The sequence below is a fragment of the Sphingomonas montana genome (genome assembly GCF_001956315.1).
Lineage (GTDB): Bacteria > Pseudomonadota > Alphaproteobacteria > Sphingomonadales > Sphingomonadaceae > Sphingomonas_R > Sphingomonas_R montana.
The window spans coordinates 153,698-180,013 of the sequence record NZ_MOLY01000042.1 but is presented as its reverse complement, the minus strand read 5'-3'; the positions used below and the strand labels follow the sequence as shown (position 1 = coordinate 180,013).

Here is a 26,316-nt window from a genome sequence, read left to right as displayed (position 1 = left end):
TCCCACCCTAACGCATCATGCGGGCGGGGGAAACCGTCACAAAATGTCCACGTTTTCGGCCTCCATGGCCAAGCCATGCGCGATCCGCACCGCATTGGCGGCCTCGTGCGCCCCCCGCACCGGGGGCGGCACGCGGCGACCGTCCGACAGGCGCCGGACCCAGTCGACCGCGGTGTCCAGCGTCACGCGGTGCCCGATGCTGACATAGACCGGTGCCGCCTGCGCGCGCAGCCGCACCGCCATCGCCACCACCTCGCCCCGGTCCACCAGCGGCGCGGTCGATCCGGCATCCGCGCCCAGCACCCCGTCCACGACGCCGCACAGCAACGACTTGGCCACCCCGATCACCGGCACGTCCAGCAGCACCCCCAATTGGCACGCCACACCGCACCGCCGCGGGTGGGACCGCCCCTGCCCGTCCATCAGCACCAGGTCCGGCTTGACCACCAGCGTCTCCCACGCCGCGACCAGCGCCGGACATTCGCGAAACCCCAGATACCCCGGCACATAGGGAAAGGGCGGGATTCGCGTCGCTTGGCCAACCGTCCCGTCGTCGCACGCGATGGCGGCATGGATCGGCCCCCGGCTGTCGCGCCACTTCATCGATGTGTCCGCGCCGGCCACCCGCACGACCGGCCCGATGCGGTCCGCCAGCTCCACCGCATCGGCGATCGCGCGCTGGATGGCGGTCGCACGCTTCAGGTCGGGCGGATGGAGCCACTCGGGCGGATGTTCGTTCATGATGGCAGGTAACGCGTGGCCCGTCGCGGGTTGCCCAAATTATCGGCAACTGGTCCTGACCTGCCTGCTTTTGTGGCACTCCTCGGCCTGTTCGGCTAGGCTGGGCCCGCGAAACGCAAGGGTCTTGCGGCTGGCACGATATGTGAAGGGACGCGGGTTCGCGTTCTAGGGAGGGACGCCCATGAAAAAGATCGAAGCGATCATCAAACCCTTCAAGCTCGACGAGGTGAAGGAGGCGCTGCACGAGGTCGGCGTGTCCGGCATCACCGTGACGGAGGCCAAGGGATTCGGCCGGCAGAAGGGGCATACAGAGCTGTATCGCGGCGCGGAATATGTCGTCGATTTCCTGCCGAAGGTGAAGCTGGAGGTCGTGGTGGACGACGCCATGGCCGACCGCGTGGTGGAAGCGATCGCGCAGGCCGCCCAGACCGGCCGGATCGGCGACGGCAAGATCTTCGTCATGCCCGTCGAAACCGCGCTCCGCATCCGCACCGGCGAACGCGGGTCGGACGCGATCTGAATTTACGAGATACGCACGGCACCGCTACGGTCCGTGCGGAAGCTATACGAGCGAGGAAAGCAGCACATGGCCAATACGGCATCCGACGTTCTGAAGATGATCAAGGATCAGGAGATCGAGTGGGTCGACCTCCGCTTTACCGATCCCAAGGGCAAGTGGCAGCATCTGACCATGTGCCAGAACGTCGTCACCGACGACGAACTGAACGACGGCTTCATGTTCGACGGTTCCTCGATCGAGGGCTGGAAGGCGATCAACGAATCCGACATGATCCTGAAGCCGGATCTGGACGCGATCTACATCGATCCTTTCTCGGCCACCCCGATGCTCATCCTGATCTGCGACATCGTCGACCCGGTCTCGGGCGCGCTCTACGAACGCGATCCGCGCTCCTGCGCCAAGCGGGCCGAGGCCTACACCGCCTCGCTCGGCATCGGCGACACGGTCTATATCGGCCCCGAGGCCGAATTCTTCCTGTTCGACGACGTGCGCTTCGAAACGAGCTACGCGACGTCCTACTATAAGATCGACGACATCGAACTGCCGACCAACACGGGCCGCGAATATGAGGGCGGCAACATGGCGCACCGTCCGCGCGCCAAGGGCGGCTATTTCCCGGTCGCGCCGGTCGACAGCGCCGTCGACATCCGCGGCGAAATGGTCTCGACCATGCTCGAAATGGGCCTGCCGATGGACAAGCACCATCACGAGGTCGCCGCCGCGCAGCATGAACTCGGCCTCACCTATGGCACGCTGACCCAGACGGCCGACCGCATGCAGGTCTACAAGTATGTCGTCCACCAGGTCGCGCAGGCTTACGGCAAGACCGCGACGTTCATGCCGAAGCCGATCAAGGAAGACAACGGATCGGGCATGCACACCCATCTGTCGATCTGGGACAAGGGCACGCCGCTGTTCGCCGGCAATGGCTATGCCGGCCTTTCCGATCTGGCGCTCTACTTCATCGGTGGCATCATCAAGCACGCCAAGGCGCTCAACGCCTTCACCAACCCGTCGACCAACAGCTACAAGCGGCTGGTCCCGGGCTACGAGGCGCCCGTGCTGCTCGCCTATTCCGCGCGCAACCGCTCGGCCTCATGCCGCATCCCCTACGGCACCGGCGCCAAGTCCAAGCGCGTCGAGGTCCGCTTCCCGGATGCGACCGCCAACCCCTATCTCTGCTACGCCGCGCTGCTGATGGCCGGCCTCGACGGGATCGAGAACAAGATCCACCCAGGTGAGGCGATGGACAAGAACCTGTATGACCTGCCGCCGGCAGAACTCGCCCAGGTCCCGACCGTCTGCGCCTCGCTCCGCGAAGCCCTCGAAACGCTCGACAAGAACCGCGCCTTCCTCACCAAGGGCGGCGTCTTCACCGACGAGCAGATCGACAGCTACATCGAACTGAAGTTCCACGAGGTCACCCGCTGGGAAATGACCCCCAGCCCGGTCGAATTCGACATGTACTACTCGGCCTGAACTTACCGATCACGTCCCGGAAGACGTACGCCCCCGACCGCAAGGCCGGGGGCGTTTCTCTTTCTGGAGCCCTCCCCCCGATGGGTGGAGGGAGCAGAAGCATCGAACAAGCCCCACCCCAAACCGCCATCCCGGTGAAAGCCGGGATCTCCCTCCGGTAAAGCGCCCACCCCCAGCCCAAGGAAGATCCCGGCCTCCGCCGGGATGACGACGCGGGAACATCGGCAGCGAGAAGCCTTAGCCCCTCTCCTTCAGGAGTTTCATTGCCCAGCAGGCCGGGAGTGCCACTGGCACTCCCTAAAACATGCCGGGGGCATGTTTTACCTGCTGGACAATGAAACTGGGTTGGGGTGGGGGCAACGCCGACGTCAGACCGAAGGCCAAATCAAGCGCCACCCCCCCGGCCTCAATCATCCTCATCCTCGTACCCCACCAGATCCAGCGCCTTCGCCTTGATCTGCCGCGTCATGCACCAGTGAACCAGCGCATCCTCGCGTCCATGCGTCACCCACACCTCGCTCGGCGCGATCTCGGTCAGCGTGCTCGTCAGTTCGTCCCAATCCGCATGGTCCGACAGAATAAGCGGCAGCTCAACATTCTTCTGCCGCGCACGCCCGCGCACCCGCATCCAGCCGGACGCCATCGCGGTGATCGGATCGGGCAGCCGCCGCGACCAGCGGTCGTTCATCGCCCCCGGCGGCGCGACCACGATCGCGCCCTTCATGTCCGCCGCCTTCAACCCCGCCGCCGGCACCAGTTCGCCCAGGTCGATCCCGTGCGCCACATACAGGTCGCATAGCTTCTGCATGGCCCCATGGATGAAGATCGGCGCGTGATGCCCGCGGTCGCGCGCCTCGCGGATCACGCGCTGCGCCTTGCCCAGCGCATAGGCGCCGACCAGCACGCACCGTTCCGGATTGGCGTGCAGCGCGTGAAGCAGCTTGTCGATCTCCGCGCCCGTATCGGGGTGGCGGAACACCGGCAACCCGAACGTCGCCTCGGTCACGAACACGTCGCACGGCACCGGCTCGAACCGTGCGCAGGTCGGGTCCGGCCGGCGCTTGTAGTCGCCCGACACCACCACCCGCTCGCCCTGATACTCCATCACGATCTGCGCCGACCCCAGCACATGCCCGGCCGGCACATAACGCACCGAAACGCCGTTCACCGTCACGCTCTCGCCGTAACCGATCGGCTGGCCGTTCTGCGGGCCATAGCGCACGTCCATGATCGCCAGCGTCTCCGGCGTCGCCAGCACCGCGCCATGTCCGCCGCGCGCGTGATCCGCATGGCCATGCGTCACCCAGGCCCGCGGCACAGGCTCGGACGGGTCGATCCACGCGTCCGCAGCGGGGATGTAGATGCCGGTCGGATGCGGTTCGACCCAGGATGCCAGACGTGCCATTCGTCCGATATGGGGCCTCCGTACCTGCCCGCCATGCCACGCGGCACGATTTGCACGACCCCGCGTTGGTCGGCTGAGAAACTCCCCGTCAGAAGGAACGCACCGCATGGGCAAACTCTGGATCGCGATCACAATCCTCGGCCCCGTCCTGCTCGGCGCGGTCATGCTCTGGTCGCTGCTCCGTAACCGCCAGCAAAGCCGTGCAAAAAAAGCCGAGACCGAACGCGCAACGCATGACCTGTACGTCGAGGAAGACCGCATCGCGCACCGCGACCGCGCCGTCGACACGACCCCGCTCGACCCGCCCGCGGGAGGCACGCGCCCATGAGCAATCTCGCCATCGCTGCATCGATCATCATCCCGTTCTGCATCGGCATGCTCATGCTCTGGTCCATCGTCCGCCGCCGCGACCGGGGCGAGGGGTGAACGTCCACGGCAGGCGCAGTCCAGCCCGTCAGCCGCAAACCGTTCCCCCGTCATCCCGGCGGACGCTGGGATCCATTATCACTCCGCCGGGGACTGCCATGACCGTCGTGATAATGGATCCTGACTTCCGTCAGGATGACGGTGGAGCGGGCAGCGCAATTGCACCCGGCGAGTGCGAATAGGACGGCATGAAGCATTTCCCCCCACCCCACCCTATCTGGCCCGGGTGACCACCCTCCCCGCCCCCCTCGCCACCTGGTTCGCGGACAAGGGCTGGTCGCCCCGCCGGCACCAGCTCGAAATGCTCGCCGCCGCCCGCGAAGGGCGATCCGCACTGCTCGTCGCCCCGACCGGCGCGGGCAAGACGCTCGCCGGCTTCCTGCCCAGCCTAGTCGAGCTGATCGAGGAGCCGATCAACGCGCTCCACACGCTTTACGTCTCACCGCTGAAGGCGCTCGCGGTCGACGTGCAGCGCAACCTGCTCGATCCGATCGCCGAGATGGGCCTGCCGATCCGCGTCGAAACGCGCACCGGCGACACCCCGTCCGACCGCAAGCTGCGCCAGCGCACCCGCCCGCCGCAGATGCTGCTGACCACCCCTGAATCGCTCAGCCTGCTGCTCAGCTACCCCGATGCGCCCACCATGTTCGGCACGCTCCGCACCATCGTGATCGACGAGGTCCATGCCTTCGCCACCGGCAAGCGCGGCGACCTGCTCTCGCTCTGCATGGCGCGCCTGCAGAAACTCAGCCCCACGCTCCGCCGCGTGGCACTCTCCGCCACCGTCGACGATCCGGACGGCTATCGCGGCTGGCTGACGCCCGACGGCGACATCGACTCCGTGGCACTTGTCCAGGGCGCCCCCGGCGCGCCCGCCACGATCGACATCCTGCTACCGCACGATCGCATCCCCTGGTCCGGCCACTCCGGCCGCTATGCCGCGAAGCAGGTCATGGCTGCGATCGAGGCGCACCGCACCACCATCGTGTTCTGCAACACGCGCAGCCTCGCCGAACTCATCTTCCAGGACCTTTGGCACGAGAACGAGAACCAGCTGCCGATCGGCGTCCACCACGGCTCGCTCAGTCGTGAGGCGCGCCGCAAGGTCGAACAGGCGATGGCCGACGGCAAGCTCCGCGGTCTCGTCGCCACCGCCAGCCTCGATCTCGGCGTCGACTGGGGCGATGTGGATCTCGTCATCCAGATGGGCGCCCCCAAGGGCTCGTCGCGCCTGACGCAGCGGATCGGCCGCGCCAACCACCGGCTCGACGAGCCCTCCAAGGCCATCGTCGTCCCCGGCAACCGCTTCGAGTATCTCGAGGCGCGCGCCGCCCTCGACGCGGTGGAGGCCGGCGAGCTCGACCCCGACATCTTCCGCCGCGGCGCGCTCGACGTGCTGGCCCAGCATATCACCGCCTGCGCCTGCGCCGCGCCCTTCGCAGCCGACAATCTGTTCGCCGAACTGCGCACCAGCGCGCCCTATGCGGCGCTGACACGCGACACGTTCGACCGCGTGCTCGGCTTCATCGAATCGGGTGGCTATGCGCTGAAGGCGTATGACCGCTTCAAGCGGCTGACGCTCCACCCCGACGGCCTGTGGCACATCACCCACCCGCGCTTCATCGCGCAGCACCGCCTGAACGCCGGCATCATCGTCGAGGCGACGATGCTCAACGTCCGCTTCAAGAACGGCCGCAGTCTCGGCAAGGTCGAGGAAGGGTTCGCCTCCTCTCTGACCAAAGGCGATACCTTCTTCTTCGCCGGCATGTCGCTGGAGGTGGACAAGATCGACACCGAGGACCTGCTCGTCCGCGCCACGTCGAAGCCCGCGCGCATCCCGAAATATGGCGGGTCGCGGATGCCGCTGTCGACCAACCTGGCCGCGCGCGTCCGCCATTTCCTGCACGAACCGGCCGAATGGCACCGCTTCCCCGACGACGTCCGCGACTGGCTCCAGATCCAGCAGGCCCGCTCGCAGCTTCCCGATCCGTCGCAGCTGCTGGTCGAAACCTTCCCGCGCGACGGGCGCTACTACATGGTCGCCTACAGCTTCGAAGGCTGGAACGCGCATCAGTCGCTCGGCATGCTCATCACGAAACGGATGGAGGCGCAGGGCCTGAAACCGATCGGTTTCGTGTCGAACGACTATGCGCTCGCGACGTTCAGTTCGATGCCGGTCACCGACCCGGCCAGCCTGTTCTCCGCCGACATTCTGGAGGACGAGTTCGTCGACTGGGTGCAGCAGTCCGCGCTCCTGAAACGCGCATTCCGCGAAGTCGCGGTGATCGGCGGCCTCGTCGAACGCCAGCATCCCGGCAAGCGCAAGACCGGCAAGCAGGTCACCTTCTCGACAGACCTCATCTACGACGTGCTGCGCCGCTACGAACCGTCGCATCTCCTGCTCGAGGCCGCCTGGGAAGACGCCCGCGCCCGCATGACCGACGTCGGCCGCCTCGCCCTCCTCCTCGACCGCGCCGCCGGCACCATGCTCCACGTCGATCTCGACCGCGTCTCCCCACTCGCCGTCCCCGTGCTGGTCCTGATCGGCCGCGAACGCGTGCTGCAATCGGACGGCGAAGACGACCTCCTGATCGAAGCCGAAGCGCTGGCCGCGGAGGCAATGCGGTTGGATTAAGGGTTCTACCTTCCCCCTCCCCCCGGTGGGTGGAGGGCTAAAGTCCCACCATTCTTGGCACCAAACCCTCAGGGAGAAACATCTCCCCTCGCCCGTTACCCCCGCATGCTCTCCACCCTGCTCGCCACCGCCGCGCTCGCCGCCGCGGCCCCCGCCGCCGCGCCCGCCACCCCAGACCTTGGCCCCAACCTGGAACGGTTCGCCTACCCCCACCCGGTCAAGCGCTTCACGGCCACGCCGCAGGGCGAGCCCGTGGCGATGGCCTATATGGACATCGCCCCTACCGCGCCTGCCAACGGCCGCACCGTGCTCCTCCTCCACGGCAAGAACTTCTGCGCCGCCACCTGGGGCACCACTGCGGATACGCTTGCGGCAAAGGGCTACCGCGTCATCGCGCCGGACCAGATCGGCTTCTGCAAATCGTCCAAGCCGGCGGGCTTCCAGTACAGCTTCGCAACCCTCGCCGGCCTCACCGACGCGCTCCTCGCCGACCGCGGCCTGAAAAAGGTCGATGTCGTCGGCCACTCGATGGGCGGCATGCTCGCCGTCCGGTTCGCGCTGCTCCACCCGGACCGCGTCGACCGGCTTGTCCTCGTCAACCCGCTCGGCCTCGCCGACCGTGTCGCGCAGGGCGTGCCCCCCGCCATGCTGACCCAGCTTATCGCCGAGGAAAACAAGAGCAGTGCGGCCAGCATCAAGGGTTACCAACTGGCCAACTATTATCACGGCACCTGGCGTCCCGAATATGACAAGTGGGTCGCGATGTCCGCCGGCATGTCCGCCGGCCCCGGCCGCGCCATCGTCGCCAACGCACAGGCGCGCACCAGCGACATGATCCAGACGCAGCCGATCGCCTACGAACTGGACCGGCTCCGCGTCCCCACCACGCTGATGATCGGCATGCGCGACACGACCGCCTTCGGCCGCGCCCGCGCCCCCGCCGCGATCCGCGCGTCGATCCCAGCCATTCCCGCGCTGGCCGAGATGGCCACCCGCCGCATCCCCGGTGCCCGCCTGGTGAAGTTCGACGCGCTCGGCCACAGCCCGCAGGTCGAGGACCCGGCGACGTTCCAGGCCGCCTTGCTCGTGGCACTCACACGGTGACCGACCTCAGCCAGACCCCGATCGAAGACCACGGCGTCATCGGCGACCTGCGCAGCGCAGCACTCGTCACCCGCACCGCCGCGATCGACTGGCTCTGCTGGCCGCGGTTCGACAGTCCGCCGGTCTTCGCGGGCCTGCTCGGGGCGGCCGGCGGCGCATGCGTGCTGGAGGGCGACTGGCAACCCGCCGGCCGCGCCTACCGCACCGGCACCGCGATCCTCGACACGCATCTCGCCGCCGGTGCCGCCACGATCACCGTCACCGACTGTATGCCGCTCGTCGCGATCGCCGACCCGGGCAACACCGGCCCGGATGCCGACGCGCCCGGCACGCTCGTCCGCATCGTCACCTGTACCGGCGGCCCGGCGGACGTCGCGATCCGCATCGCTCCGCGCTTCGACTGGGGCGAAACCCGGGTGCCGGCCGAGCGGAATGGCGAAGCAGTCCGCTGGCCCGGCCGCCCGATCGTCGCCACCGCCTCGCATCCGATCATGATGGACGGCCCGGACGCCCGCGTCACCGCGACGTTGCAGGACGGCGAAACGCTCGTCCTCATCCTGGCGCACGACGCACCCGTGGCCCCGGCGACCGGCACCGACGCGCTGGACGCCACCGCCGCCTACTGGACCGGCTGGTCCGCCGCCTGCCGCTACGACCGCGACCACAGCGCACTCGTCCTGCGAAGTGCGATCGCCATGAAGCTACTCACCCACGCGCCCAGCGGCGGGCTGATCGCCGCGGTGACGACCAGCCTGCCCGAAGCGATCGGCCACGCGCGCAACTGGGACTATCGCTTCGTATGGACGCGCGATGCGGTCTTCTGCGTCTCCGCCTTCCTCGTCCTCGGTTTCCGGCGCGAGGCGGCCGAGTTCCTGCGCTTCCTCCACCACCGCGACGGGGATGGCGGCGATGGTCCGCTCCGCGTCATGTACGCGCTCGACGGCGACGTCCCCGACGAGGTCGAACACCCCGCACTCACCGGCTGGTCCGGCTCCGCCCCGGTCCGCTCCGGAAATGGCGCGAACGACCAGGCGCAGCACGAGATCTACGGCGAATATCTGGCCGCGCTGAATCTCTACATCACCCGACACGGCACCGCCGGCCTCTGCCGCGAACTGGTCGACAATCTGGAGGATTTCGTCCGGCGCTGCGCCCGCGCGGCGATCGACCGGTTCGACGTACCCGACCAGGGCATCTGGGAATTGCGCGGCCCCCCACGTCACCTGCTCCACAGCAAGGCGATGTGCTGGGCTGCGGTCGATCGCGCGCGGCGGATCGCGGACAGTCTCGGCTTTGCGCCCGATCCGGACTGGCAAGCGCGCGCCGACGCGATGCTGGTCGACCTGTGCGACCGCGGCTGGAACGAAGCGGTCGGCAGTTATGTCATGGAATATGGCGGCACGGATCTCGACATGTCGACGCTCCGGCTCGGGTTGATGGACGTCCTGGATCCGACGTCCGAACGCTTCGCCCGCACCATCGCCGCGCATCAGGCGGCACTCGGCCGCGGCGACCTGCATGATCGCTACCGGTTCTACGACGGACTGGCAGGGCGTGAGGGGGCGTTCGTCGCGACCAGCTTCTGGATGGTCGGCGCGCATGCCGCCGCGGGCGACACCGCCGCCGCCGCGCGCACGCTCGCGCCAATCCTCGCCGCCGCCAGCGACCTCGGCCTCTATGGCGAGGAGACCGACCCCGACACCGGCACCCATCTGGGAAATTTCCCGCAAGGCCTCAGCCACATGGCGCTGATCCACGAAGTCATGCGTCTCTACGGCACGGACCCCGCCCGCTAAAGGAGCCCCCCATGGCCATCCCAGACTATCCGACACCGCCCTTCCCGACGCAGCAGCAGGCCTTCCCCGGCAAGACCGCCAAGATGGAACCCAAGCCCGACCACGGCGAAACCAGCTACGAAGGCTCCGGCCAGCTGAAGGGCAAGCGCACGCTCATCACCGGCGGCGACAGCGGCATCGGCGCCGCTGTCGCGATCGCCTTCGCCCGCGAAGGAGCCGATGTCGCGATCGCCTATCTGCCCGACGAGCAGGCGGATGCGGAAGAGATCGGCGCGCTGATCGAGGCTGCCGGGGTCCGCGCGCTGCTGATCCCCGGCGACATCACGGACGAGGCGCACGCCGTCGCGATGATGGAGCGCGTCGTGGCGGAATTCGGCGGCATCGACGTGCTGGTCAACAACGCCGCCTACCAGACCTATTTCCAGGACTTCGACGACATCACGCTGGACGAGTGGAAGAAGACGTTCGACACCAATGTCCACGCCGTCTTCCACCTGACCAAGCTGGCCGTCGCGCACATGGAAGCCGGGTCCAACATCATCAACACATCCTCGGTCAACTCCAAGGATCCGACGCCCAACCTGCTGCCCTATTCGACCACGAAGGGTGCGATCAGCAACCTGACCGTCGGCCTGGCGCAGTTCCTGGCGAAACGCCGGATCCGCGTGAACGCCGTCCTGCCCGGCCCGATCTGGACGCCGTTCATCCCCGCCGGCATGGACGCGGACTCGGTTGCCAGCTTCGGCGAAAAGAACCCCTCCGGCCGCCCCGGCCAGCCCGCCGAACTGGCCTCGGCCTACGTCATGCTGGCTTCGGACAAATCGAGCTACACCTCGGGTGCGCTCATCACCGTGGCAGGTGGCATGCCGATCATGTGATGGAATAAGACCTCACCACCCCCCGTCCATCCCGAGCGAAGTCGAGGGAGCCTTCGAGCGTAGTCGAGACGCCAACATCGCCCCTCGGCTACGCTAGGGGGGAGCGTGCCTCGACTGCGCTCGGCATGGACAGGGCTTGGGGCGTGGGGACTCAGCCACTCACGGATGCAGATGATCCCGGTGCCCGCACGCCTGAGCCGCGGTTTCCGTCTGGATCGTGCTGTGGCCGATCCCGTGCCGCGCCGCCAACCATGCGGCGACCGCATGCCGCACCCCGTCCGCATCCGCCCCGCCGGCCAGTTCCACATGCACCGTACAGTTCACCGCATCCGACGACACGGACCAGACATGCAGGTCATGCACTCCGCCGACGCCTGCGATCCCGCCGATCCCCGCGCGGATATCGGGCAGGTTCATGCCCCCCGGCACGCCTTCCAGCAACACGTTGACCGTATCACGCAGCAGCACCCAGGTCCGCGGCACCACCCAAAGTCCGATGCCGATCGCCACCACCGGGTCGATCCATGCCCGGCCGGTATAGCGGATCGCCAGCGCGCCCGCGATCACGCCGACCGATCCGACCGCGTCGGCCCAGACTTCCAGATATGCGCCCTTCATGTTCAGGCTGCCCTCACGCCCGGCGGAGAGCAGCCGCATCGACGCGATGTTTACGACCAGCCCCAGCACTGCGATCGCCAGCATGCCTGTCGATTCGATCGGCTGTGGCGTGCGGAACCGCTGCACCGCCTCGACCAGCACATAGATGGCGACCGCGAACAACAGCAGCGCGTTGAATGCCGCCGCCAGGATCTCGAACCGCTTATACCCGAACGTCCGGCGATCATCGGCCGGCCGCGCCCCGATCGATATCGCCGCCAGCGCGATCGCCAGCGCGGCGACATCGGTCATCATGTGCGCTGCGTCGGACAGCAGCGCCAGGCTGTTGAACCAGAACGCCCCTGCAACCTCCGCCAACAGGTAGAAGGCCGTCAGCGCCAGCGCCCAGCGCAGGCTCCGCACATCGGCACCCGCGGTGTGATCGTGATGACCGCCCCCATGACCTTGGCTGTGACCATGACCTTGGGCGTGCGTGCTATGGTCGTGCATATCTGTGGTCCCGGCCGTCCCCGTCATGCCCATCCTGTTCCGGATCGCACGATCCGCAGTCAGGTTCTGCAGAACACGGTATCAGCCCTTCTTGCTGTCGTCGCCCAGCAACAGGTCGGCGCCCTTGGCTTTCACGCCCGATGCAATCGCGCCCGTGAAGAAGGACAGCATGCCCGGCAGGATCAGGCTGACCCGCACCAGGCTGTCCTGCACGTCCAGCGTCGCGGTCACCTCCTGCCCCATCGCGGCGACCTGCATCGTCATGCGGTCCTCCCCCTCCCACGATGACTTCACCGTCGCCACGCCACCGGGGATATGGCCGGGCAGCTCGCCGATCCGCGATCGAATACGACGGCGCGCCTCTTCGCGGCCAAGGCTGTGGGGAAGGTCGATGATCGTTGGATTTGCCATATACGGTATCTAGGTACGGCGGCGCGGTCGCGCCAGCCGCGGCGACGTTGGTATATCTGTCAGTATTGTGTAAGGTAGAATTGTATGCGGCGGGGGGTCGCATGGCGTCGCCCGACCGGTTGCGGCCGCCCCCGCCGGCCAAGCACAGGATATCGCCGATGGCCACCACCCCCAACCTGATGGAACGTGCGTTCGAACTGGCGCGTAGTGGCGGCTGCACGAACATCGACGATGTCGTGCGCAAGCTGAAGTCCGAAAATTACGACCAGGTCGACGCCCATATGGCCGGCAGCCAGATCCGCCGCCAGTTGCGTCAGGAATTCCAGGACGCCCGCCGGAAATGACGGAACGATCCCGGGGGCGGCGGGGTTTTCCAGCCTGACGGCCACGGGGCCGCGCCTGCCCCGGTGGGCGCGCTCCCCGAGCCGGCGACCCCGAATTCCATGTGAAAAGGCCTGCCGTCATGTCCAGCACCATCGTCGGCACGTTCGACACGCGCCGCGCCGCCGATATCGCGGTCGAACATCTCGTCCAGGAATATGGGCTGGACCGCGCGGCGATCCTGGTCGCCCCCGTCGCCGACGAGAACAGTGTCGGAACCAAGGCCGCCGGTGCGGACGTTGAAAGCGGCCATACCGGTGTCGACACGGACGCCGCCCCCGCACTGGCCGGCGCACTGACCGTGACGGTCGAGATGCATGCGGACGAGGTCGATGCCGTGACGCAGGCGTTCAACGACGCCGGCGCAACAAAGGTCGCGCGCGGCTGACGTCGTACTTTGGCCCTTCCTCTTCAGCGAAGGGGCAGGGCCAACAGCGATCGCGACGTCTTGTACACGGTGCGATCACACCATCCTGAACGCAAAACGCCGCGTCAGTCCCGACCCGCGCGCCAGAATGCCACGACCAGCAGCACCGTCGACAGCCCCGTCGCGATCAGCGTGGCCCATGCGGCCCCGATCGGCCCTAGCCACGGCAGCATCGCGGCCAGCAGCGCGATATAGACGATCGTCGCCAATCCGCGCGCGACCAGCGCTATTCCCGGCCGGCCGATCGCGACCAGCGCCGGCTCCAGCCCGAACCCGACGAGGCTCAACGCCGACGCCAGCGTGAGCACGACCAGCACGGGATAGGCGAACACATAGTCCGGCCCGCCGACGAACAGCAGGATGTGCCGCCCCGCCGCCGCGATCAGCAGGACGGACGCCAGCCCCAGCGCCGCGCTGAGCCACGCCGTCCGGCGCAACACGGGCACCAGCGCCCGCGCACTGCCGCCGACCGACATGCGCGCGAATTCCGGATAGATGGACCGCGCCAGCGACGTCACCGGCTTGGTCAGTGCGGTGCCCAGCTGCGTCGCCATGCGGTATCCGCCCGCCCCCGCCGGCCCCGCGATCCAGCCGACCGCCAGCACCGGCACCTGCTGCCACACCAGCCCGATCGACGCGGTCAGGTTGGTCGTGATCGAAAAGCGCCAGATGCCTGGATTGCCGGTTGTCAGCCCGCGCAGTCGCGCGCCACGTGCCATGTCCTGCCGCGCCAGTTCACGCCACGCCTGCCACCACATCGACGCGGTGGTGATCAGGTCGGCCAGCGCCCAGGCGATCAGATACCCGGCCAGCCCGCCGCCCAGGCCCCACGCCACCAGCGTGCCGACCAGCCGGATCGTCGGCAGCGTCAGCTCCGCATAGGCTGCCAGATCGAACCGGTCGAACAGCCGGAGCACGCCCGTCGGCGCTCCGCGCTGCGCGAAGATCAGCGACAGGCCGAACCACGCCGCCAGCACCTGCGTCTCGCGCGACCAGCCGATCGCCGGCCCGATCGTCAGCGCGCCCGCCACCGCGATCGCCCCGCCCGCCACCGCGGCCCCCAGGTCCAGCAGCGTCGCGAACAGCAGCACCTGCGCGAACAGGTCCGGCCGCGCATCCGCCCGGTGCCGCGCGCCGTAGCGGATCACCGTCTGCCACGACTGAAACCCCACGACATTCGCCAGCGCCTGGCCGTAAGCCAGGATCATCGCGAACAGCCCGAACCCCGCCACCCCCAGCGTCCGGGCGGCCAGCGCCAGATAGACCAGGCTGAACAGCCCCCCCACGCCCTTGCCGCCCAGCAACCAGGCGGCATTGCGCAACGCCCGGCGGATCGGTCCTTCGGTCGGGGGCGATTGGTCGGCGGCATCGGGGGTCATACGCGCTCCCTAAGCCACGCTACGATCAAGTCGACCATCTTTCACCGGCCTGGTCGGCTTCAGTCCGCACCGTCCAGTTCAGGATAATGGCGGAAGATCCCGTCGGAAAACGCCTGCCGCCGCGGGCTGGCCAGATATGCGCGCAATGCCGGCAGGCTCGCGACACGCGCGTGCAGCGCCATCACCCGCGGATATTCGGGCGCGATCCGCGCGAACCGGATCGGCAACGCGAACCGCAGCCCTTCCACAAGCTGGAACAGCGACAGGTCGGCATAGCTCCGGTCCACGCCGCCCAGCCAGTCGCCGCGCGCTATCAGCACCTGTTCGAAATAGCGCAGATATTTCGGCATCCGCTCGGCCCGGAAAGCCGCCGCCCGGCGCGCCGCCTCCGGCATCTGGTCCTCGTAACGCAGCGCGACCGACACCGGATGATGCACGTCATGCGCTTCGGCAACCATGTCGGCGATCGTCAGCTGCATCTGGTTGGCCCAGATCCGCCCGGCCGGATCGGCGGGGGCCAGCCCGTGCCGTTCGCCCAGCCAGGACAGAATGTTCGCCACCTGCGCGATCCGCATTCCTTCCGCCACCAGATAGGGCGGCGCGAACGGGGGCGCCGGGTCCGGCCGCTCCATGTCGTCCAGCATCGCGGACATGCCGCTGTCCGCGTCGGGGGCGTCCATCACGACGTCGCGATACGGGATGCCGCCCGCCTCCAGCGCCAGCCGCACGAACTCGCCGCGCCCCGGAATATCGGGCCAGTACCAGAGTTCGTATCGGTTCACGTCACGCCTCCCCCGGTGCCCGCGCCTTGATGACCAGCGCGTGCACCCGCTCGCGCAGCAGGTCCGCCAGCGCATGGTTCACCATCCGCTGCCGTGCCACGCGGCTTTGCCCGGCGAACGCGGCCGACACGATATCGACGGTCAAATGGCTTTCTCCGCGCGCATCGTGGCCGCCATGCCCGCGGTGCGCCTCGCTGTCGTCGGTCACGGTCAGCGCCGTGGGGTTCAGCGCGGCCGTCAGCCGCTCCGTCATTTCGGCCGCGACCGGCCCGGTGGTGTCCTGCATCATGCTGCCTATATAGCCTGCTTTCCCAGGAGTTGGCAGACATTGACGAATGACGGTCCGGCCCCGAAACGCAGCCCCCGGTTCCACGGCCGCGTCGAAAACAGCGGCCGGCTGTGCGACGCGGAAGGCTGCTTCGGCGATGGTGAATTCCGCGCGCCCAATACGGACGGCCGGCGGCCCGGTTTCGACGGTCCCGGCGACTGGCGCTGGTACTGCCTCGATCATATCCGCGCATTCAACGGCGGCTACAATTTCTTCGCCGGCATGACGACGGACGAGATCGAGGCGGCGCAGCGTCCGCTGGCAGGCTGGGAGCGCGAAACCCGCGCCTTCTCCGCCACGCCCGCCGGCACGCCCAAATGGGCCGACTTCGTCGATCCGCTCGACGCGATCGGCGCGAAGTTCGCCGCCCGCATGCCCCGCGCCCGCGCCGACGGTCGCGCCTTGAGCGATACCGACCGCCGCGCACTGAAGACGCTGGAACTCGACGTCGACAGCGACCGCCGCGCCCTCCGCGCGCGCTATGCCGAACTCGTCAGGCGCTATCATCCCGATCGCAACGGCGGCGACCGCAGCCATGAAACCGCGTTGCAGGCGGTCATCACCGCCTACACCCACCTGAAGGGTGCCGCCGCATTCGCCTGACGGGGCCGGGCCGGCGCCGGTCGCATCATCGCACCACGCAACGATATCCCGAACGCTCGGACATTTTGGCACGTCCAGGGCGTTGCCCAATACGAACCATCCCTCTACCCCCTAACCCGACCCGGCGCCGCCTTCGCGCCCGACCAGGACCGCCCAAGATGACCGAGATTTCGAACGTACAGCCGGACACGCGCGCCGACACGATCATGGACGCGCCCGACAAGATGGTGAAGATCCGCGAGGCGTTCGGCGTCGACAGCGACATGGAAGTGCCCGCCTTCTCGGTCGCCGACGAACGCGTGCCCGATCTCGATCCGGCCTATGTGTTCGATCCGGATACCACGCTCGCGATCTGTGCCGGCTTCGCGCACAACCGCCGCGTCATGGTCCAGGGCTATCACGGCACCGGCAAGTCGACCCATGTCGAACAGGTCGCGGCCCGCCTCAACTGGCCGTGCATCCGCATCAATCTCGATGCACACATCAGCCGCATCGACCTTGTCGGCCGCGACGCGATCGTGCTGAAGGACGGCAAGCAGGTCACCGAATTCAAGGAAGGCCTGCTCCCCTGGGCGCTCCAGACGCCGACCGCGATTGTGTTCGACGAATATGACGCCGGCCGCCCGGACGTGATGTTCGTGATCCAGCGCGTGCTGGAGACAGAAGGCAAGCTGACGCTGCTCGACCAGAACCGCGTCATCCGCCCGAACCCGTGGTTCCGGCTGTTCGCGACGTCGAACACGGTCGGCCTCGGCGACACCACCGGGTTGTATCACGGCACGCAGCAGATCAACCAGGGCCAGATGGACCGCTGGAACATCGTCGTGACGCTGAACTATCTGCCCGCCGCGGTCGAAGCGCAGATCGTGCTCGCCAAGTCCGGCGAATATGACAAGCCGGACGGCAAGAAAATCGTGACGCAGATGGTCAAGGTCGCCGACATGACGCGCCAGGGCTTCATCGCCGGCGATATCTCTACGGTCATGTCGCCACGCACCGTCATCAGCTGGGCCCAGAACGCACTGATCTTCGGCGATGTCGGCTTCGCGTTCCGGCTGTCGTTCCTGAACAAGTGCGACGAGGCGGAACGCGCGCTGGTCGCCGAATATTATCAGCGCGTGTTCGGCAAGGACCTGCCCGAAAGCGTGGTGGGCAAGGCGTGATCGTCTAGATGGCCGAAACGTCCCCTCTCGACCTGTTCCGCCAGGTGCTCGGCGGCACGGCGCGCGCGCTGGCGCACGATCCGTTGGCCGAGGTCAACTATACCGGCGACAATCCCGGCCTGCTGGGCAAGCAGGCGCGCGTGCCGATGCCCGCGCGCACTCTGCCCGCGCAGGCGGTGGCGGAGGCGCGCGGGTTCGCGGATGCTGCCGCACTCCGCCTGCGCCATCACGACATCGGCCTCCACACGCGGCAGGCCCCGGCCGAAGCCGTCGCGCGGTCGGTGTTCGACGCGGCCGAACAGGCGCGGGTCGAGGCGATCGGCGCGCGTGCCATGGCCGGCGTCGCGCAGAATCTCGATACCGCCTTCGAAATGCGGATGCGGTCGGACCCGATCGTCCGCGCCAAGGGGCGCGACGAGGTTCCGCTGGCGACCGCCGTCCAGCTGCTCGTCCGCGAACGGCTGACCGGCCAGGCCCCGCCGCCCGCCACGCTGCCCGGCCTGAACCTCGTTCGCGACTGGATCGAGCAGAAGGCCGGCGCCGATCTCGACGCGCTCGAACTGGTGCTCGACGATCAGGGGGCGTTCGCGCGCATGGCGACCCGCCTGCTGGAGGATCTCGACCTGGTCGAGGGCCAGTCCCAGCCGGACGTCGATCCGGACGAAGGCGGCGAGGACGAGGGCGAGGATCAGGCCGAGGCCGGCGACGAGCAGGACAAGGGCGACGATCAGGGCGGCAGCGACTCGCAGGTCGACGCCCGCGCCGAATCGTCCGAGTCCGGTGAGGAGGAAGGCGAAAGCGACCAGACAGACGACTCGTCCGATTCCGACATGGACGGCGACATGGGCGAGGAGGGCGAAGGCATGATGCCCGTCCGCCCGAACCGGCCCTTCTCCGACATGGCCGGGCAGTTCGATTACCTCGCCTACACCACCGCCTATGACGAGGTGATCGCCGCCGACGACCTGTGCGACGAGGAGGAACTGACCCGGCTGCGCGCCTATCTCGATCAGCAGCTCGTCCACCTCCAGGGGGCCGTCACCAAGCTGGCCAATCGCCTGCAACGCCGGCTCATGGCGCAGCAGAATCGCAGCTGGGACTTCGATCAGGAGGAAGGGCTGCTCGACGCCGCGCGGCTCGCCCGCGTCGTCATCAACCCCGGCCTGTCGCTCAGCTACAAGAATGAACGCGAGACCGATTTCCGCGACACCGTCGTCACGCTGCTGATCGACAATAGCGGATCGATGCGCGGCCGCCCGATCTCGATCGCGGCGATCAGCGCGGACATCATGGCACGCACGCTGGAACGCTGCGGCGTGAAGACCGAAATTCTGGGCTTCACCACCCGCGCCTGGAAGGGTGGGCAGAGCCGCGAGAAATGGCTGGCCGACAGCCGTCCCGCGCTGGCCGGTCGCCTGAACGACCTGCGTCACATCGTCTACAAGCGCGCCGACGAACCCTGGCGTCGCGCGCGCAAGTCGCTCGGCCTCATGATGCGCGAAGGACTGCTGAAGGAAAATATCGACGGCGAGGCGCTGATGTGGGCGCATGCCCGCCTCGTCGCCCGCAACGAGGATCGCCGTATTCTCATGGTGATCTCCGACGGCGCGCCGGTCGATGATTCGACGCTGTCGGTCAATTCCGGCAGCTATCTCGAAAAGCATCTCCGTCAGGTCATCGGCTGGATCGAGACGAAGTCTCCCGTCGAACTGGTCGCGATCGGCATCGGCCATGATGTCACGCGCTATTATCAAAAGGCCGTCACGATCATGGACGCCGAACAGCTCGGCGGCACGCTGGTGGAGCAGCTGGCAGGACTGTTCGACGCCTAAAGGCGGAAGCATCACGCACCCGCCTGTCGCGAGCGGAGTCGAGGGGACCCTTCTACGGTCGTCGAGAAGCCGGCGCCCACCGGACAGCGGCACCGCGGCAGATCACGGACACGCGCCATCATTTCCCGACCCGACCGGTTCCCCAACCCGTTTGGTTCAAGCCTGTCGAGAACTCTGCGCCAGGTCCTCGACTGACCCGAACCAAACGGAACCTGCTCGACGCTGCCGCTGATTTGCAGCCGCACCACACAAGAAAAGGGCCGGAACCTCGCGGCTCCGACCCTCCCCTCAACCAATACTATCCGCCGAACAGACTCAGCAGTTCCGGTCGATCGACCGGCCGGCCAGTGCGCCGAGGCCGCCACCGATGATCGCGCCCGCCGTGCCGTCGCCTCGGCCGTAATAGCCGCCGCTGCCGCGTCCGATCGCATTGCCCAGCAGGCCACCGGCGATCGCGCCGACGATCGTCCCGCCGGTGCCCCGGTCGCAGCGATATCCGCGATAGCGCCGGCCGTATCCGCCGGCATAACCGCGCCCGACATAGCGTGGCGCATAACCGCCGCCATAGCCGCGACCGTCATAATAACCACGCCCACCGCCATAGCCGCGATACCCACGGCCATAGTCCCGCCGATCATACCCGCGCCGGTCGTACCCGCCGCGGTCGTAGCCCCGGCCGCCGTCATAATATTGCACCGGGGCCGGCGCGTAATAGCCCGGACTATAATATTGCGCGCTTGCCGACGAAGGGGCGACGGCCAGTGTTGCGACTGCAACAGCACTCAAAGTGAACAACTTCCCGAACATTTCAGCCTCCTGGACCATCCGTAACCGGGGATATGCCGATTCGCCCGTGCATCTTCGCTGAACGATACCGTTAGCGCGCGTTCAGCTTTGCAATGGGCCGCGCAAGCCGCCAGAAGGCGCGCATGCGCCCCGGCCCCTTCCTGCTCCTGCCGCTGGCGTTGTTCGCGCGCACCGCAACGAGCCGGGTCATATATGACCCGGCCGGGCCGATCGTCGCCACCGCCATCCCGCTCAACCGCGATCGTCCAGGGCCGTTGCGAATCGGCGCACTCCGCTTCGTGCAGGGCTGGCGGTTGCGGTCGCCCAACATGGCGTTCGGCGGGCTCTCCACGATGGTCGCCGACGATGCCGGCCGGTTCACGGCGCTGAGCGATGCCGGCACCGTCTTTCGGTTTCGGATGGGGCCGGCAGGCATCGTCGGGCCGTCCGCGATCAATCCCCTGCCTGGTGCCGGCGCGCGCAAGTCGCTGAGCGATACCGAGTCGATGGCCGTCGATCCAGCGACAGGCCAAGTCTGGGTCGGCTACGAAGTGCGCAACGGCGTCCGGCGGTTCGATCCCGGCCTCACCCGAATCACCGCCGGGCTGGCACCCGCCGCGATGGCGGACTGGTCGCTCGTCACCGGGCCGGAGGCGATGGAACGGCTGCCCGACGGGCGTTTCGTCATCCTGTCCGAAAACAGCCCCGCCCCCGGCACCGACCGCGCGAAACAGGCGCTGCTCTTCTCCGGCGACCCGACCGACCCGCGCAGCCGCGTCACGCGCTTCGCCTATCGCGCGCCGGTGCAGGGCTATTGGCCGACGGACATACGCCGGCTACCCGATGGCCGCCTGTTGGTCCTGCACCGCCGGCTGTCGGTGCGCGATGGCTTTGGCGCGATGCTGGCGGTGTTCGATCCGCGCGCGATCCGCGCCGGCGTCACGATCACGTCGCGGGAGGTGGCGCGCCTCCGCCAACCCCTCGCGATAGACAATATGGAGGCTTTGGCCATCACGCGCGAACAGGGCCGCACCATGATCTGGATCGCGTCGGACGATAATTTCTGGCTGTTCCAGCAGACGCTGCTGCTGAAATTCGCACTGGACGCATAGACATGCAAAACCCCGAGGACATCAGGCCCCCGGGGTTTCGCGCAAATTCCGTCGGCCTGCCTCGGGCAGGCCGCTGAGCGATCAGGCCGCCTTCTTGGCGATCTGACGCTTCAGCCGGCGGGCGCGCAGCGACAACTTGTCCTCCGCGGTCTTCAGCAGCCAGTTGTCCAGCCCGCCGACATGCTCGACGGAACGCAGGCCGTGCGTGGACACGCGCAGCTTGACGCTCTCACCCAGCGAATCCGACAGCAGCGTGACGTTCTGCAGGTTCGGCAGAAAGGTACGCTTGGTCTTGTTGTTGGCGTGCGACACATTGTGTCCCACCTGACGGCCCTTGCCGGTCAGTTCGCAGATGCGCGACATGGTTTGATCCTACGGTGATCGGGGTTGCCCGGAAAGTGGCGGCGGATAACCGGGAACCCCGCTTCCGTCAACCGATATGGCGATCGCAATCGATCGCCGCAGGTCGTTTCGTTCATGCAACCGATTCAGGCAAGGGTCGTTTCCAGCCCGTAATCGTACCAACAGGAGGAACAATCATGGCCGACAACTACAGGACCGAAACGCCGCGCAGCAGCGGTGCCGGTCGCACGATCATCATCATCCTGGTCGTTGCCGTGCTGGCCGTGATCGCGGCGGTCGCCACCGGCTTCCTCGACTTCAGCTCCAAGGGCGGCGCACTGCCCGAGGTCAAGGTCGAAGGCGGGGCATTGCCCAGCGTGAATGCGGACGTCGGCTCGATCGACGTGGGCACCAGCAACACCACGATCGAAGTGCCCAAGGTGAAGACCGAGACCGAGACGGTGTCGGTGCCGACCCTGAAGGTCGAGAAGGCCAACTAAGCCAGACAGGTTGGGAGCAGGATCATGGCATTGTTGCATATCGTCGCCGCGATCCTGCTGCCGCCGCTAGGCATCTTCCTGGCCCGCGGGCTGGGCCGGGATTTCTGGATCGGCGTGCTGCTCACGCTGATCGCCTTCGTCCCCGGTATGCTGTTCGCACTCTATGTCGTAATTAGCGACCATCGTCGTCCCGCCGTCATCACGACCTGATCACTGTGTGCAGTGACGCAACTGCGCCGGCCGACTAGATCCAGTCGGCCATGCCGTTCCCGCTGCCCCCGCCCATGCGCCTCGCACTCGACCTCGCCGCCGCCTGCGCCGCTGTGGGCGAAGTCCCGGTGGGCGCGGTCATGACCCGGAGTGGCACGACGGACGTGATCGCCACCTCCGCCAATGCGATGCGCACCCTCCACGATCCCACCGCCCATGCGGAAATCTTGGCGATCCGCGCGGCAGCCACCGTGCTGGGCACAAGCCGCCTAGACGGATGCGATCTCTGGGTCACGCTGGAACCCTGCGCGATGTGTGCCGGCGCGATCGCCCTGTCCCGCATCGCGCGGCTCTATTTCGCGGCCCCCGACCCGAAGGGCGGTGCCGTCCTGTCCGGACCGCGCCTGTTCGGCCAGCCGACCTGCCATCATCGACCCGAAATTCACGACGGCATTGGCGAAGCCGAAGCCGCGGCACAACTCCGCACCTTTTTCGCGGGGCGGCGATAACGGATGCGCTGACCGGGCGAACCATGACGATAAACGCCCGCCATCGTCACAAACCGCTGTAATTTCGCAACGCGCATGCCCGAAATTGATGTGTCGTCACGGTTACCCCTTGCGCCGATCCCCTCCGTTCCGGATCAACCGGGTTCGTTCCGGGGGGAATTATGGACGGTTTCGCGTTCTGGCTCATGTCGGGCGCACGCCACGAACTTGGCGTCTTCGCACAGGCCGGGTTCCTGGCCTTCGGTATCGAGCAACTCCTGTTCGACCTGATCTGGCTGCTGCGTGCGGGGTGGCGCGCCGCGACCGTCTATCGCCGCTTCGATCGCGTCACGATGGCCACGCTGGCTGCGCCCACGGCACCGGGGCGTTTCGCCGTCCTGATCGGCGCCTGGGACGAATCGGCGGTGATCGGCACCACGCTGTCCACGGCATTGACGCGCTGGGCCGGCGGCGATTACCGCATCTACGTCGCGACCTACCCCAACGATCCCGCCACCCATGCCGCGATCGAGGCCGTCCGCACCGATCCGGACGCGCGCCGCCGCATCCGGATCGTCCCCGGCGACCGCCCCGGCCCGGTGACCAAGGCGGAAGCATTGAACCGCGCTTGGGATGCGCTACGGGCCGATGAACAGGCGGAGGGCATCCGCTACAAGGCGGCGATCCTCCACGATGCGGAAGATTATGTCTCCACCCACGAACTACGGCTGTTCGATACGCTCGTCGAACGGTTCGCGCTCGTCCAGATCCCGGTCCGCCCACTGAAGCGCGCCGGGCTGGCGGGCGTCGCCGGGCACTATCTCGATGAGTTCGCCGAAGCCCACGGAAAGCAGCTCGTGGTGCGAGAGGCGATTGGGGCCAGCGTGCCGTCCGCCGGCACCGGCTGCGCCATCGCGCGCGACATGCTCGACGCGCTGTCCGCCGAACGCGACGGCGTACCGTTCGACGGTGAATCGCTGACGGAGGATTATGAACTCGGCCTGCGGATCGATCGGCTGGGCGGCCAGGGCATTCTGGCCCGCCTCCGCGACAAGCCATATGGCGAACTGGTCGCGGTAGAGGCCTATTTCCCGCATCACGGGTTCGCCGCCGTCCGCCAGAAGGCGCGCTGGGTCACCGGCATCGCACTGGCGGGGTGGGACCGGATGGGTTGGCAGGGTGGTCCGCTGGAACGCTGGATGCGGCTGCGCGACCGGTCGGCACCGCTTGCCGCAGCGGTCCTGGCGGCGGGCTACGCCACGATCCTGCTGACGCTGGCGGAATGCGCGATTGCGTGGCGCACGGGGCGCCCCGGCCCGCTGCTGGCGGATATCGACACGCCGATCGCCTGGCTGCTGCTGCTGCTGCTCGCCTGGCGGCTGGCGATGCGCGCGCTGCTGGTCGGCCGGCTCTATGGGCCGGGTGAAGCGCTCCGGTCGCTGCCGCGGATGGTGGTCAGCAATCTCGTCGCGATCGCCGCATCGGCGCGCGCGCTGTGGCGCTACGTCGCCGATGGTCCACCGCGCTGGGACGCGACGGTCCACACCTTGCCGGACGATGTGGCGCAGTGATCGGTTCGCGGTCGGTACGCGGGTTCGTCCTGGCGTTGCTCTGCTACGCCGGCGTGCGGACGATGATCGTCTGGACACCGGACTTCCGCCCCACTCCGCCGGTCGCCAGAGCCGTCCCGACGCTGCCCCCCATCACGCCGGCCGCATCCGCCACCGCAACCATTGCCAACCACCCTGCCGGCCCATTTTCGGAGGCACTCGGGGATTCGGGTGGTTTCACGGGCGACCCCGCACGACATTTCGCCGTCCTTTCGACCCCCCCGGCGGCACCGATACGGTTATTCGTTAGCGCCGCCGGTCCGCGCACACTTCGGGCCGAATCGTTGGAGGGCCCCGGCGCCCCGGCCGGGTCGGGCCCCCTTCCCACAGCCGATCCGGCGACCCCGATCCAACCGGAGCCAAACCCGCCCGCCCCGGTCACCCCGTCCGCCCCCTCGCGCTGGTCGGGCTATGCCTATGTCTTCCACCGCGCCGATCGAGGGACCACCGCCACGCTGGCCCCCGCCGGCCAGATCGGCGGATCGCAGGCCGCCGCGCGGATCGCCTACCGGCTCGGTGACACCCGCCTCGCGCTTGCCGCCCGGCTCGCCACGCCCCTGCGCGGTACGCGAGGGGCGGAGGCGGCCGCCGCCGTCGACATCCTGCCGCTCCCCGGCCTGCGCGTCGGGCTGGAACGCCGGGTCGCGCTGGGCCGTGACGGGCGCGATGCGTTCGCCGCCTACGCCGCGGGCGGCCTGTACCACGCGATAGGCCCGCGGCTCGAACTGGACGGCTATGGCCAGACGGGGCTGGTGGGTGCGCAGCGCCGCGATCCGTTCGTCGATGGCGCGGTCCGCCTGCATCATCGTACCCCGATCGGCCCGACGGCCGACCTGCGGGTCGGCGTCGGCGGCTGGGGCGCCGCGCAACCCGGTGCCGCGCGAATCGATATCGGCCCGCGCGCCGCCGCCACGCTGCGCACCGCGCGGCTGCCGGTCACGGTCGCGGTAGAGGGGCGGATCCGCATCGCCGGCCGCGCCCGCCCCGGCACCGGCATCGCCTTCACGCTTGCCAGCGATTTCTGACTTCGCCGCAGATCCGTGCTAGGGCATCGGACATGACGATGCTGCTCGGCCTGTTCCTGTCCGCTCTGGCGATGACGCTGATCGTCGCGGTCCGTTACCTCATCGTATCGGGCGGGTTCGCCCTGGCGACCCGCGCGCGTGTGCCCGGCCTCTATGCGGGGCAGGCCACCCAGATCCGCAGCGAACTCTTCTGGTCGCTCGTGTCCGCGGCGATCTACGGCGTGCCGGCCGGCATTCTCGCCTGGGGCTGGCGCGAACATGGCTGGACGCTGGTCTATACCGATCTCCATGCCTACCCGCTCTGGTGGCTGCCCTTGTCGATCCTGCTCTGCCTGGTCGCGCACGATGCGTGGTTCTACTGGACGCATCGCTGGATGCACCGGCCGAAGCCGTTCAAGCTCGCCCACGCCGTCCACCATGCCAGCCGCCCGCCCACCGCTTGGGCCGCGATGAGCTTCCACCCGATCGAGGCGCTGTCCGGGGCCGTGGTAATTCCGACACTGGTCTTCGTCATTCCCCTGCATCCCATCGCACTCGGCGTTGTGCTGTCGGTCATGACGCTTATGGGTGTGACCAATCACATGGGGTGGGAGATGTTCCCGCGCCGCCTCGTCAACGGGCCTGCCGGTCGCTGGCTGATCACCGCCAGCCACCACGAACGGCATCATGCGCAATATAGGTGCAACTATGGTCTCTATTTCCGCTTCTGGGACAGGCTGTGCGGCACCGACCGGGGACTCGGCGATTTCGCGGCGAAACCCGCGAAATCTGCAAAAGCCCGCGCTGCTGCTGGCGACGCTGGCATTGCTGCCCGGGGCGAGCCCGGCCGGGCGGGTTGATCTCGGC

The 26,316-nt window shown here is 67.8% G+C and carries 29 protein-coding genes; 19 read left to right on the top strand and 10 right to left on the bottom strand.

Annotated features, from left to right (window positions below; translation table 11 throughout):
- Window positions 1–36 precede the first annotated feature (36 nt).
- Window positions 37–741, bottom strand: coding sequence for an endonuclease V (locus tag BKY59_RS13065; protein ID WP_076072185.1), 705 nt, complete (start codon window positions 739–741; stop codon window positions 37–39).
- A gap of 181 nt (window positions 742–922) precedes the next feature.
- Between BKY59_RS13065 and BKY59_RS13060 the strand changes: the two genes are divergently transcribed.
- Window positions 923–1,261, top strand: a complete 339-nt coding sequence (locus tag BKY59_RS13060) for a P-II family nitrogen regulator (RefSeq protein ID WP_076072183.1) — start codon at window positions 923–925, stop codon at window positions 1,259–1,261.
- Between the two features lie 66 nt (window positions 1,262–1,327).
- Entirely contained in the window at window positions 1,328–2,740 is a 1,413-nt protein-coding gene (gene glnA / locus BKY59_RS13055) for a type I glutamate--ammonia ligase (RefSeq protein ID WP_076072181.1), read from the top strand.
- Window positions 2,741–3,146: 406 nt separating this feature from the next.
- Here the strand turns inward: glnA and BKY59_RS13050 are convergent, their stop codons facing one another.
- Window positions 3,147–4,145: a ligase-associated DNA damage response exonuclease gene (locus BKY59_RS13050; RefSeq protein WP_076072179.1), complete on the bottom strand. Its 999-nt coding sequence runs from the start codon at window positions 4,143–4,145 to the stop codon at window positions 3,147–3,149.
- A gap of 106 nt (window positions 4,146–4,251) precedes the next feature.
- Between BKY59_RS13050 and BKY59_RS13045 the strand changes: the two genes are divergently transcribed.
- From BKY59_RS13045 to BKY59_RS13025, 5 genes are all read left to right on the top strand, one after another.
- Window positions 4,252–4,473, top strand: a complete 222-nt coding sequence (locus BKY59_RS13045) for a hypothetical protein (protein ID WP_076072177.1) — start codon at window positions 4,252–4,254, stop codon at window positions 4,471–4,473.
- Window positions 4,474–4,797: 324 nt separating this feature from the next.
- Complete coding sequence (locus BKY59_RS13040) at window positions 4,798–7,206, top strand: ligase-associated DNA damage response DEXH box helicase (RefSeq protein ID WP_076072175.1); 2,409 nt, start codon at window positions 4,798–4,800, stop codon at window positions 7,204–7,206.
- A gap of 105 nt (window positions 7,207–7,311) precedes the next feature.
- Window positions 7,312–8,310 carry an alpha/beta fold hydrolase gene (locus BKY59_RS13035; RefSeq protein WP_076072172.1) on the top strand — a complete coding sequence of 333 codons (999 nt, stop codon included), beginning with the start codon at window positions 7,312–7,314 and terminating at the stop codon, window positions 8,308–8,310.
- Window positions 8,307–10,106, top strand: coding sequence for a glycoside hydrolase family 15 protein (locus BKY59_RS13030; RefSeq protein ID WP_076072170.1), 1,800 nt, complete (start codon window positions 8,307–8,309; stop codon window positions 10,104–10,106). The genes BKY59_RS13035 and BKY59_RS13030 overlap by 4 nt, the downstream gene beginning before the upstream one ends.
- Before the next feature lie 11 nt (window positions 10,107–10,117).
- Entirely contained in the window at window positions 10,118–10,984 is an 867-nt protein-coding gene (locus BKY59_RS13025) for an SDR family oxidoreductase (protein WP_076072167.1), read from the top strand.
- 159 nt (window positions 10,985–11,143) lie between these two features.
- On the opposite strand, the gene BKY59_RS13020 is transcribed toward BKY59_RS13025, so the two are convergent.
- A complete protein-coding gene (locus BKY59_RS13020; protein ID WP_076072451.1) occupies window positions 11,144–12,091 on the bottom strand; it encodes a cation diffusion facilitator family transporter in 948 nt (315 codons plus the stop codon).
- 81 nt (window positions 12,092–12,172) lie between these two features.
- Entirely contained in the window at window positions 12,173–12,502 is a 330-nt protein-coding gene (locus BKY59_RS13015; RefSeq protein ID WP_076072164.1) for a polyhydroxyalkanoic acid system family protein, read from the bottom strand.
- Window positions 12,503–12,660: 158 nt separating this feature from the next.
- On the opposite strand from BKY59_RS13015, the gene BKY59_RS13010 reads away from it, so the two are divergent.
- Both BKY59_RS13010 and BKY59_RS13005 read left to right on the top strand, forming a co-directional pair.
- Window positions 12,661–12,846, top strand: a complete 186-nt coding sequence (locus BKY59_RS13010) for a hypothetical protein (RefSeq protein WP_076072163.1) — start codon at window positions 12,661–12,663, stop codon at window positions 12,844–12,846.
- A 119-nt stretch (window positions 12,847–12,965) separates the two neighbouring features.
- The gene (locus tag BKY59_RS13005) at window positions 12,966–13,271 is read left to right on the top strand and encodes a hypothetical protein (protein ID WP_076072161.1); all 306 of its coding nucleotides are present in this window, start codon (window positions 12,966–12,968) and stop codon (window positions 13,269–13,271) included.
- Window positions 13,272–13,375: 104 nt separating this feature from the next.
- Here BKY59_RS13005 and BKY59_RS13000 read toward each other — a convergent pair whose 3' ends face one another.
- Genes BKY59_RS13000 through BKY59_RS12990 form a run of 3 tightly spaced genes read right to left on the bottom strand, consistent with a single transcriptional unit; the run spans window position 13,376 to window position 15,760 of the window.
- A complete protein-coding gene (locus BKY59_RS13000; RefSeq protein ID WP_076072159.1) occupies window positions 13,376–14,689 on the bottom strand; it encodes a lipopolysaccharide biosynthesis protein in 1,314 nt (437 codons plus the stop codon).
- 59 nt (window positions 14,690–14,748) lie between these two features.
- A complete protein-coding gene (locus BKY59_RS12995; protein WP_076072158.1) occupies window positions 14,749–15,471 on the bottom strand; it encodes a glutathione S-transferase in 723 nt (240 codons plus the stop codon).
- A gap of 1 nt (window position 15,472) precedes the next feature.
- Entirely contained in the window at window positions 15,473–15,760 is a 288-nt protein-coding gene (locus tag BKY59_RS12990) for a BolA family protein (protein WP_076072156.1), read from the bottom strand.
- A gap of 39 nt (window positions 15,761–15,799) precedes the next feature.
- Here BKY59_RS12990 and BKY59_RS12985 point away from each other — a divergent pair, with 39 nt between their 5' ends.
- The 3 genes from BKY59_RS12985 to cobT all read left to right on the top strand — a co-directional run bounded on the left by BKY59_RS12985 (window position 15,800) and on the right by cobT (window position 19,397).
- On the top strand, window positions 15,800–16,402 hold the full coding sequence (locus BKY59_RS12985) for a J domain-containing protein (protein WP_076072155.1): 603 nt from the start codon (window positions 15,800–15,802) through the stop codon (window positions 16,400–16,402).
- A gap of 158 nt (window positions 16,403–16,560) precedes the next feature.
- Window positions 16,561–17,565 carry a cobaltochelatase subunit CobS gene (cobS, locus tag BKY59_RS12980; protein ID WP_076072153.1) on the top strand — a complete coding sequence of 335 codons (1,005 nt, stop codon included), beginning with the start codon at window positions 16,561–16,563 and terminating at the stop codon, window positions 17,563–17,565.
- An 8-nt stretch (window positions 17,566–17,573) separates the two neighbouring features.
- The gene (cobT, locus tag BKY59_RS12975) at window positions 17,574–19,397 is read left to right on the top strand and encodes a cobaltochelatase subunit CobT (protein WP_076072152.1); all 1,824 of its coding nucleotides are present in this window, start codon (window positions 17,574–17,576) and stop codon (window positions 19,395–19,397) included.
- A 315-nt stretch (window positions 19,398–19,712) separates the two neighbouring features.
- On the opposite strand, the gene BKY59_RS12970 is transcribed toward cobT, so the two are convergent.
- Complete coding sequence (locus BKY59_RS12970) at window positions 19,713–20,204, bottom strand: hypothetical protein (RefSeq protein WP_076072449.1); 492 nt, start codon at window positions 20,202–20,204, stop codon at window positions 19,713–19,715.
- 122 nt (window positions 20,205–20,326) lie between these two features.
- On the opposite strand from BKY59_RS12970, the gene BKY59_RS12965 reads away from it, so the two are divergent.
- Complete coding sequence (locus tag BKY59_RS12965; RefSeq protein ID WP_076072446.1) at window positions 20,327–21,295, top strand: esterase-like activity of phytase family protein; 969 nt, start codon at window positions 20,327–20,329, stop codon at window positions 21,293–21,295.
- Window positions 21,296–21,376: 81 nt separating this feature from the next.
- Here BKY59_RS12965 and rpmB read toward each other — a convergent pair whose 3' ends face one another.
- Window positions 21,377–21,658, bottom strand: a complete 282-nt coding sequence (gene rpmB, locus BKY59_RS12960) for a 50S ribosomal protein L28 (protein ID WP_076072150.1) — start codon at window positions 21,656–21,658, stop codon at window positions 21,377–21,379.
- 176 nt (window positions 21,659–21,834) lie between these two features.
- Between rpmB and BKY59_RS12955 the strand changes: the two genes are divergently transcribed.
- The 4 genes from BKY59_RS12955 to BKY59_RS12940 all read left to right on the top strand — a co-directional run bounded on the left by BKY59_RS12955 (window position 21,835) and on the right by BKY59_RS12940 (window position 24,406).
- A complete protein-coding gene (locus tag BKY59_RS12955; protein ID WP_076072147.1) occupies window positions 21,835–22,137 on the top strand; it encodes a hypothetical protein in 303 nt (100 codons plus the stop codon).
- Window positions 22,138–22,161: 24 nt separating this feature from the next.
- Entirely contained in the window at window positions 22,162–22,347 is a 186-nt protein-coding gene (locus tag BKY59_RS12950) for a YqaE/Pmp3 family membrane protein (RefSeq protein ID WP_076072144.1), read from the top strand.
- Between the two features lie 50 nt (window positions 22,348–22,397).
- Window positions 22,398–22,856, top strand: a complete 459-nt coding sequence (locus BKY59_RS12945; RefSeq protein WP_076072143.1) for a nucleoside deaminase — start codon at window positions 22,398–22,400, stop codon at window positions 22,854–22,856.
- A gap of 161 nt (window positions 22,857–23,017) precedes the next feature.
- Window positions 23,018–24,406, top strand: coding sequence for a glycosyl transferase family protein (locus tag BKY59_RS12940; protein WP_083672130.1), 1,389 nt, complete (start codon window positions 23,018–23,020; stop codon window positions 24,404–24,406).
- 43 nt (window positions 24,407–24,449) lie between these two features.
- Here the strand turns inward: BKY59_RS12940 and BKY59_RS18245 are convergent, their stop codons facing one another.
- Window positions 24,450–24,575: a hypothetical protein gene (locus BKY59_RS18245; protein WP_276205516.1), complete on the bottom strand. Its 126-nt coding sequence runs from the start codon at window positions 24,573–24,575 to the stop codon at window positions 24,450–24,452.
- Window positions 24,576–24,729: 154 nt separating this feature from the next.
- On the opposite strand from BKY59_RS18245, the gene BKY59_RS17125 reads away from it, so the two are divergent.
- A complete protein-coding gene (locus BKY59_RS17125; protein WP_129586387.1) occupies window positions 24,730–25,470 on the top strand; it encodes a hypothetical protein in 741 nt (246 codons plus the stop codon).
- 38 nt (window positions 25,471–25,508) lie between these two features.
- Entirely contained in the window at window positions 25,509–26,309 is an 801-nt protein-coding gene (locus BKY59_RS12930) for a sterol desaturase family protein (protein ID WP_076072437.1), read from the top strand.
- The last annotated feature ends 7 nt before the right edge of the window (window positions 26,310–26,316 follow it).

Excerpts from the sequence above, each read along its gene's own strand:
- BKY59_RS12940 (WP_083672130.1), top strand. The coding sequence starts at position 23,018 with ATGGACGGTTTCGCGTTCTGGCTCATGTCGGGCGCACGCCACGAACTT.
- rpmB (WP_076072150.1), bottom strand. The coding sequence starts at position 21,658 with ATGTCGCGCATCTGCGAACTGACCGGCAAGGGCCGTCAGGTGGGACAC.
- BKY59_RS12965 (WP_076072446.1), top strand. The coding sequence starts at position 20,327 with ATGCGCCCCGGCCCCTTCCTGCTCCTGCCGCTGGCGTTGTTCGCGCGC.
- BKY59_RS13000 (WP_076072159.1), bottom strand. The coding sequence starts at position 14,689 with ATGACCCCCGATGCCGCCGACCAATCGCCCCCGACCGAAGGACCGATC.
- BKY59_RS13065 (WP_076072185.1), bottom strand. The coding sequence starts at position 741 with ATGAACGAACATCCGCCCGAGTGGCTCCATCCGCCCGACCTGAAGCGT.
- BKY59_RS13045 (WP_076072177.1), top strand. The coding sequence starts at position 4,252 with ATGGGCAAACTCTGGATCGCGATCACAATCCTCGGCCCCGTCCTGCTC.
- BKY59_RS13050 (WP_076072179.1), bottom strand. The coding sequence starts at position 4,145 with ATGGCACGTCTGGCATCCTGGGTCGAACCGCATCCGACCGGCATCTAC.
- BKY59_RS13025 (WP_076072167.1), top strand. The coding sequence starts at position 10,118 with ATGGCCATCCCAGACTATCCGACACCGCCCTTCCCGACGCAGCAGCAG.
- BKY59_RS12950 (WP_076072144.1), top strand. The coding sequence starts at position 22,162 with ATGGCATTGTTGCATATCGTCGCCGCGATCCTGCTGCCGCCGCTAGGC.
- BKY59_RS12990 (WP_076072156.1), bottom strand. The coding sequence starts at position 15,760 with ATGATGCAGGACACCACCGGGCCGGTCGCGGCCGAAATGACGGAGCGG.
- BKY59_RS13015 (WP_076072164.1), bottom strand. The coding sequence starts at position 12,502 with ATGGCAAATCCAACGATCATCGACCTTCCCCACAGCCTTGGCCGCGAA.
- BKY59_RS12955 (WP_076072147.1), top strand. The coding sequence starts at position 21,835 with ATGGCCGACAACTACAGGACCGAAACGCCGCGCAGCAGCGGTGCCGGT.
- BKY59_RS13010 (WP_076072163.1), top strand. The coding sequence starts at position 12,661 with ATGGCCACCACCCCCAACCTGATGGAACGTGCGTTCGAACTGGCGCGT.
- BKY59_RS13005 (WP_076072161.1), top strand. The coding sequence starts at position 12,966 with ATGTCCAGCACCATCGTCGGCACGTTCGACACGCGCCGCGCCGCCGAT.
- BKY59_RS12945 (WP_076072143.1), top strand. The coding sequence starts at position 22,398 with ATGCCGTTCCCGCTGCCCCCGCCCATGCGCCTCGCACTCGACCTCGCC.
- BKY59_RS13035 (WP_076072172.1), top strand. The coding sequence starts at position 7,312 with ATGCTCTCCACCCTGCTCGCCACCGCCGCGCTCGCCGCCGCGGCCCCC.
- BKY59_RS12930 (WP_076072437.1), top strand. The coding sequence starts at position 25,509 with ATGCTGCTCGGCCTGTTCCTGTCCGCTCTGGCGATGACGCTGATCGTC.
- BKY59_RS12970 (WP_076072449.1), bottom strand. The coding sequence starts at position 20,204 with ATGTTCGGGAAGTTGTTCACTTTGAGTGCTGTTGCAGTCGCAACACTG.
- cobS (WP_076072153.1), top strand. The coding sequence starts at position 16,561 with ATGACCGAGATTTCGAACGTACAGCCGGACACGCGCGCCGACACGATC.
- BKY59_RS13020 (WP_076072451.1), bottom strand. The coding sequence starts at position 12,091 with ATGCACGACCATAGCACGCACGCCCAAGGTCATGGTCACAGCCAAGGT.
- BKY59_RS13060 (WP_076072183.1), top strand. The coding sequence starts at position 923 with ATGAAAAAGATCGAAGCGATCATCAAACCCTTCAAGCTCGACGAGGTG.
- cobT (WP_076072152.1), top strand. The coding sequence starts at position 17,574 with ATGGCCGAAACGTCCCCTCTCGACCTGTTCCGCCAGGTGCTCGGCGGC.
- glnA (WP_076072181.1), top strand. The coding sequence starts at position 1,328 with ATGGCCAATACGGCATCCGACGTTCTGAAGATGATCAAGGATCAGGAG.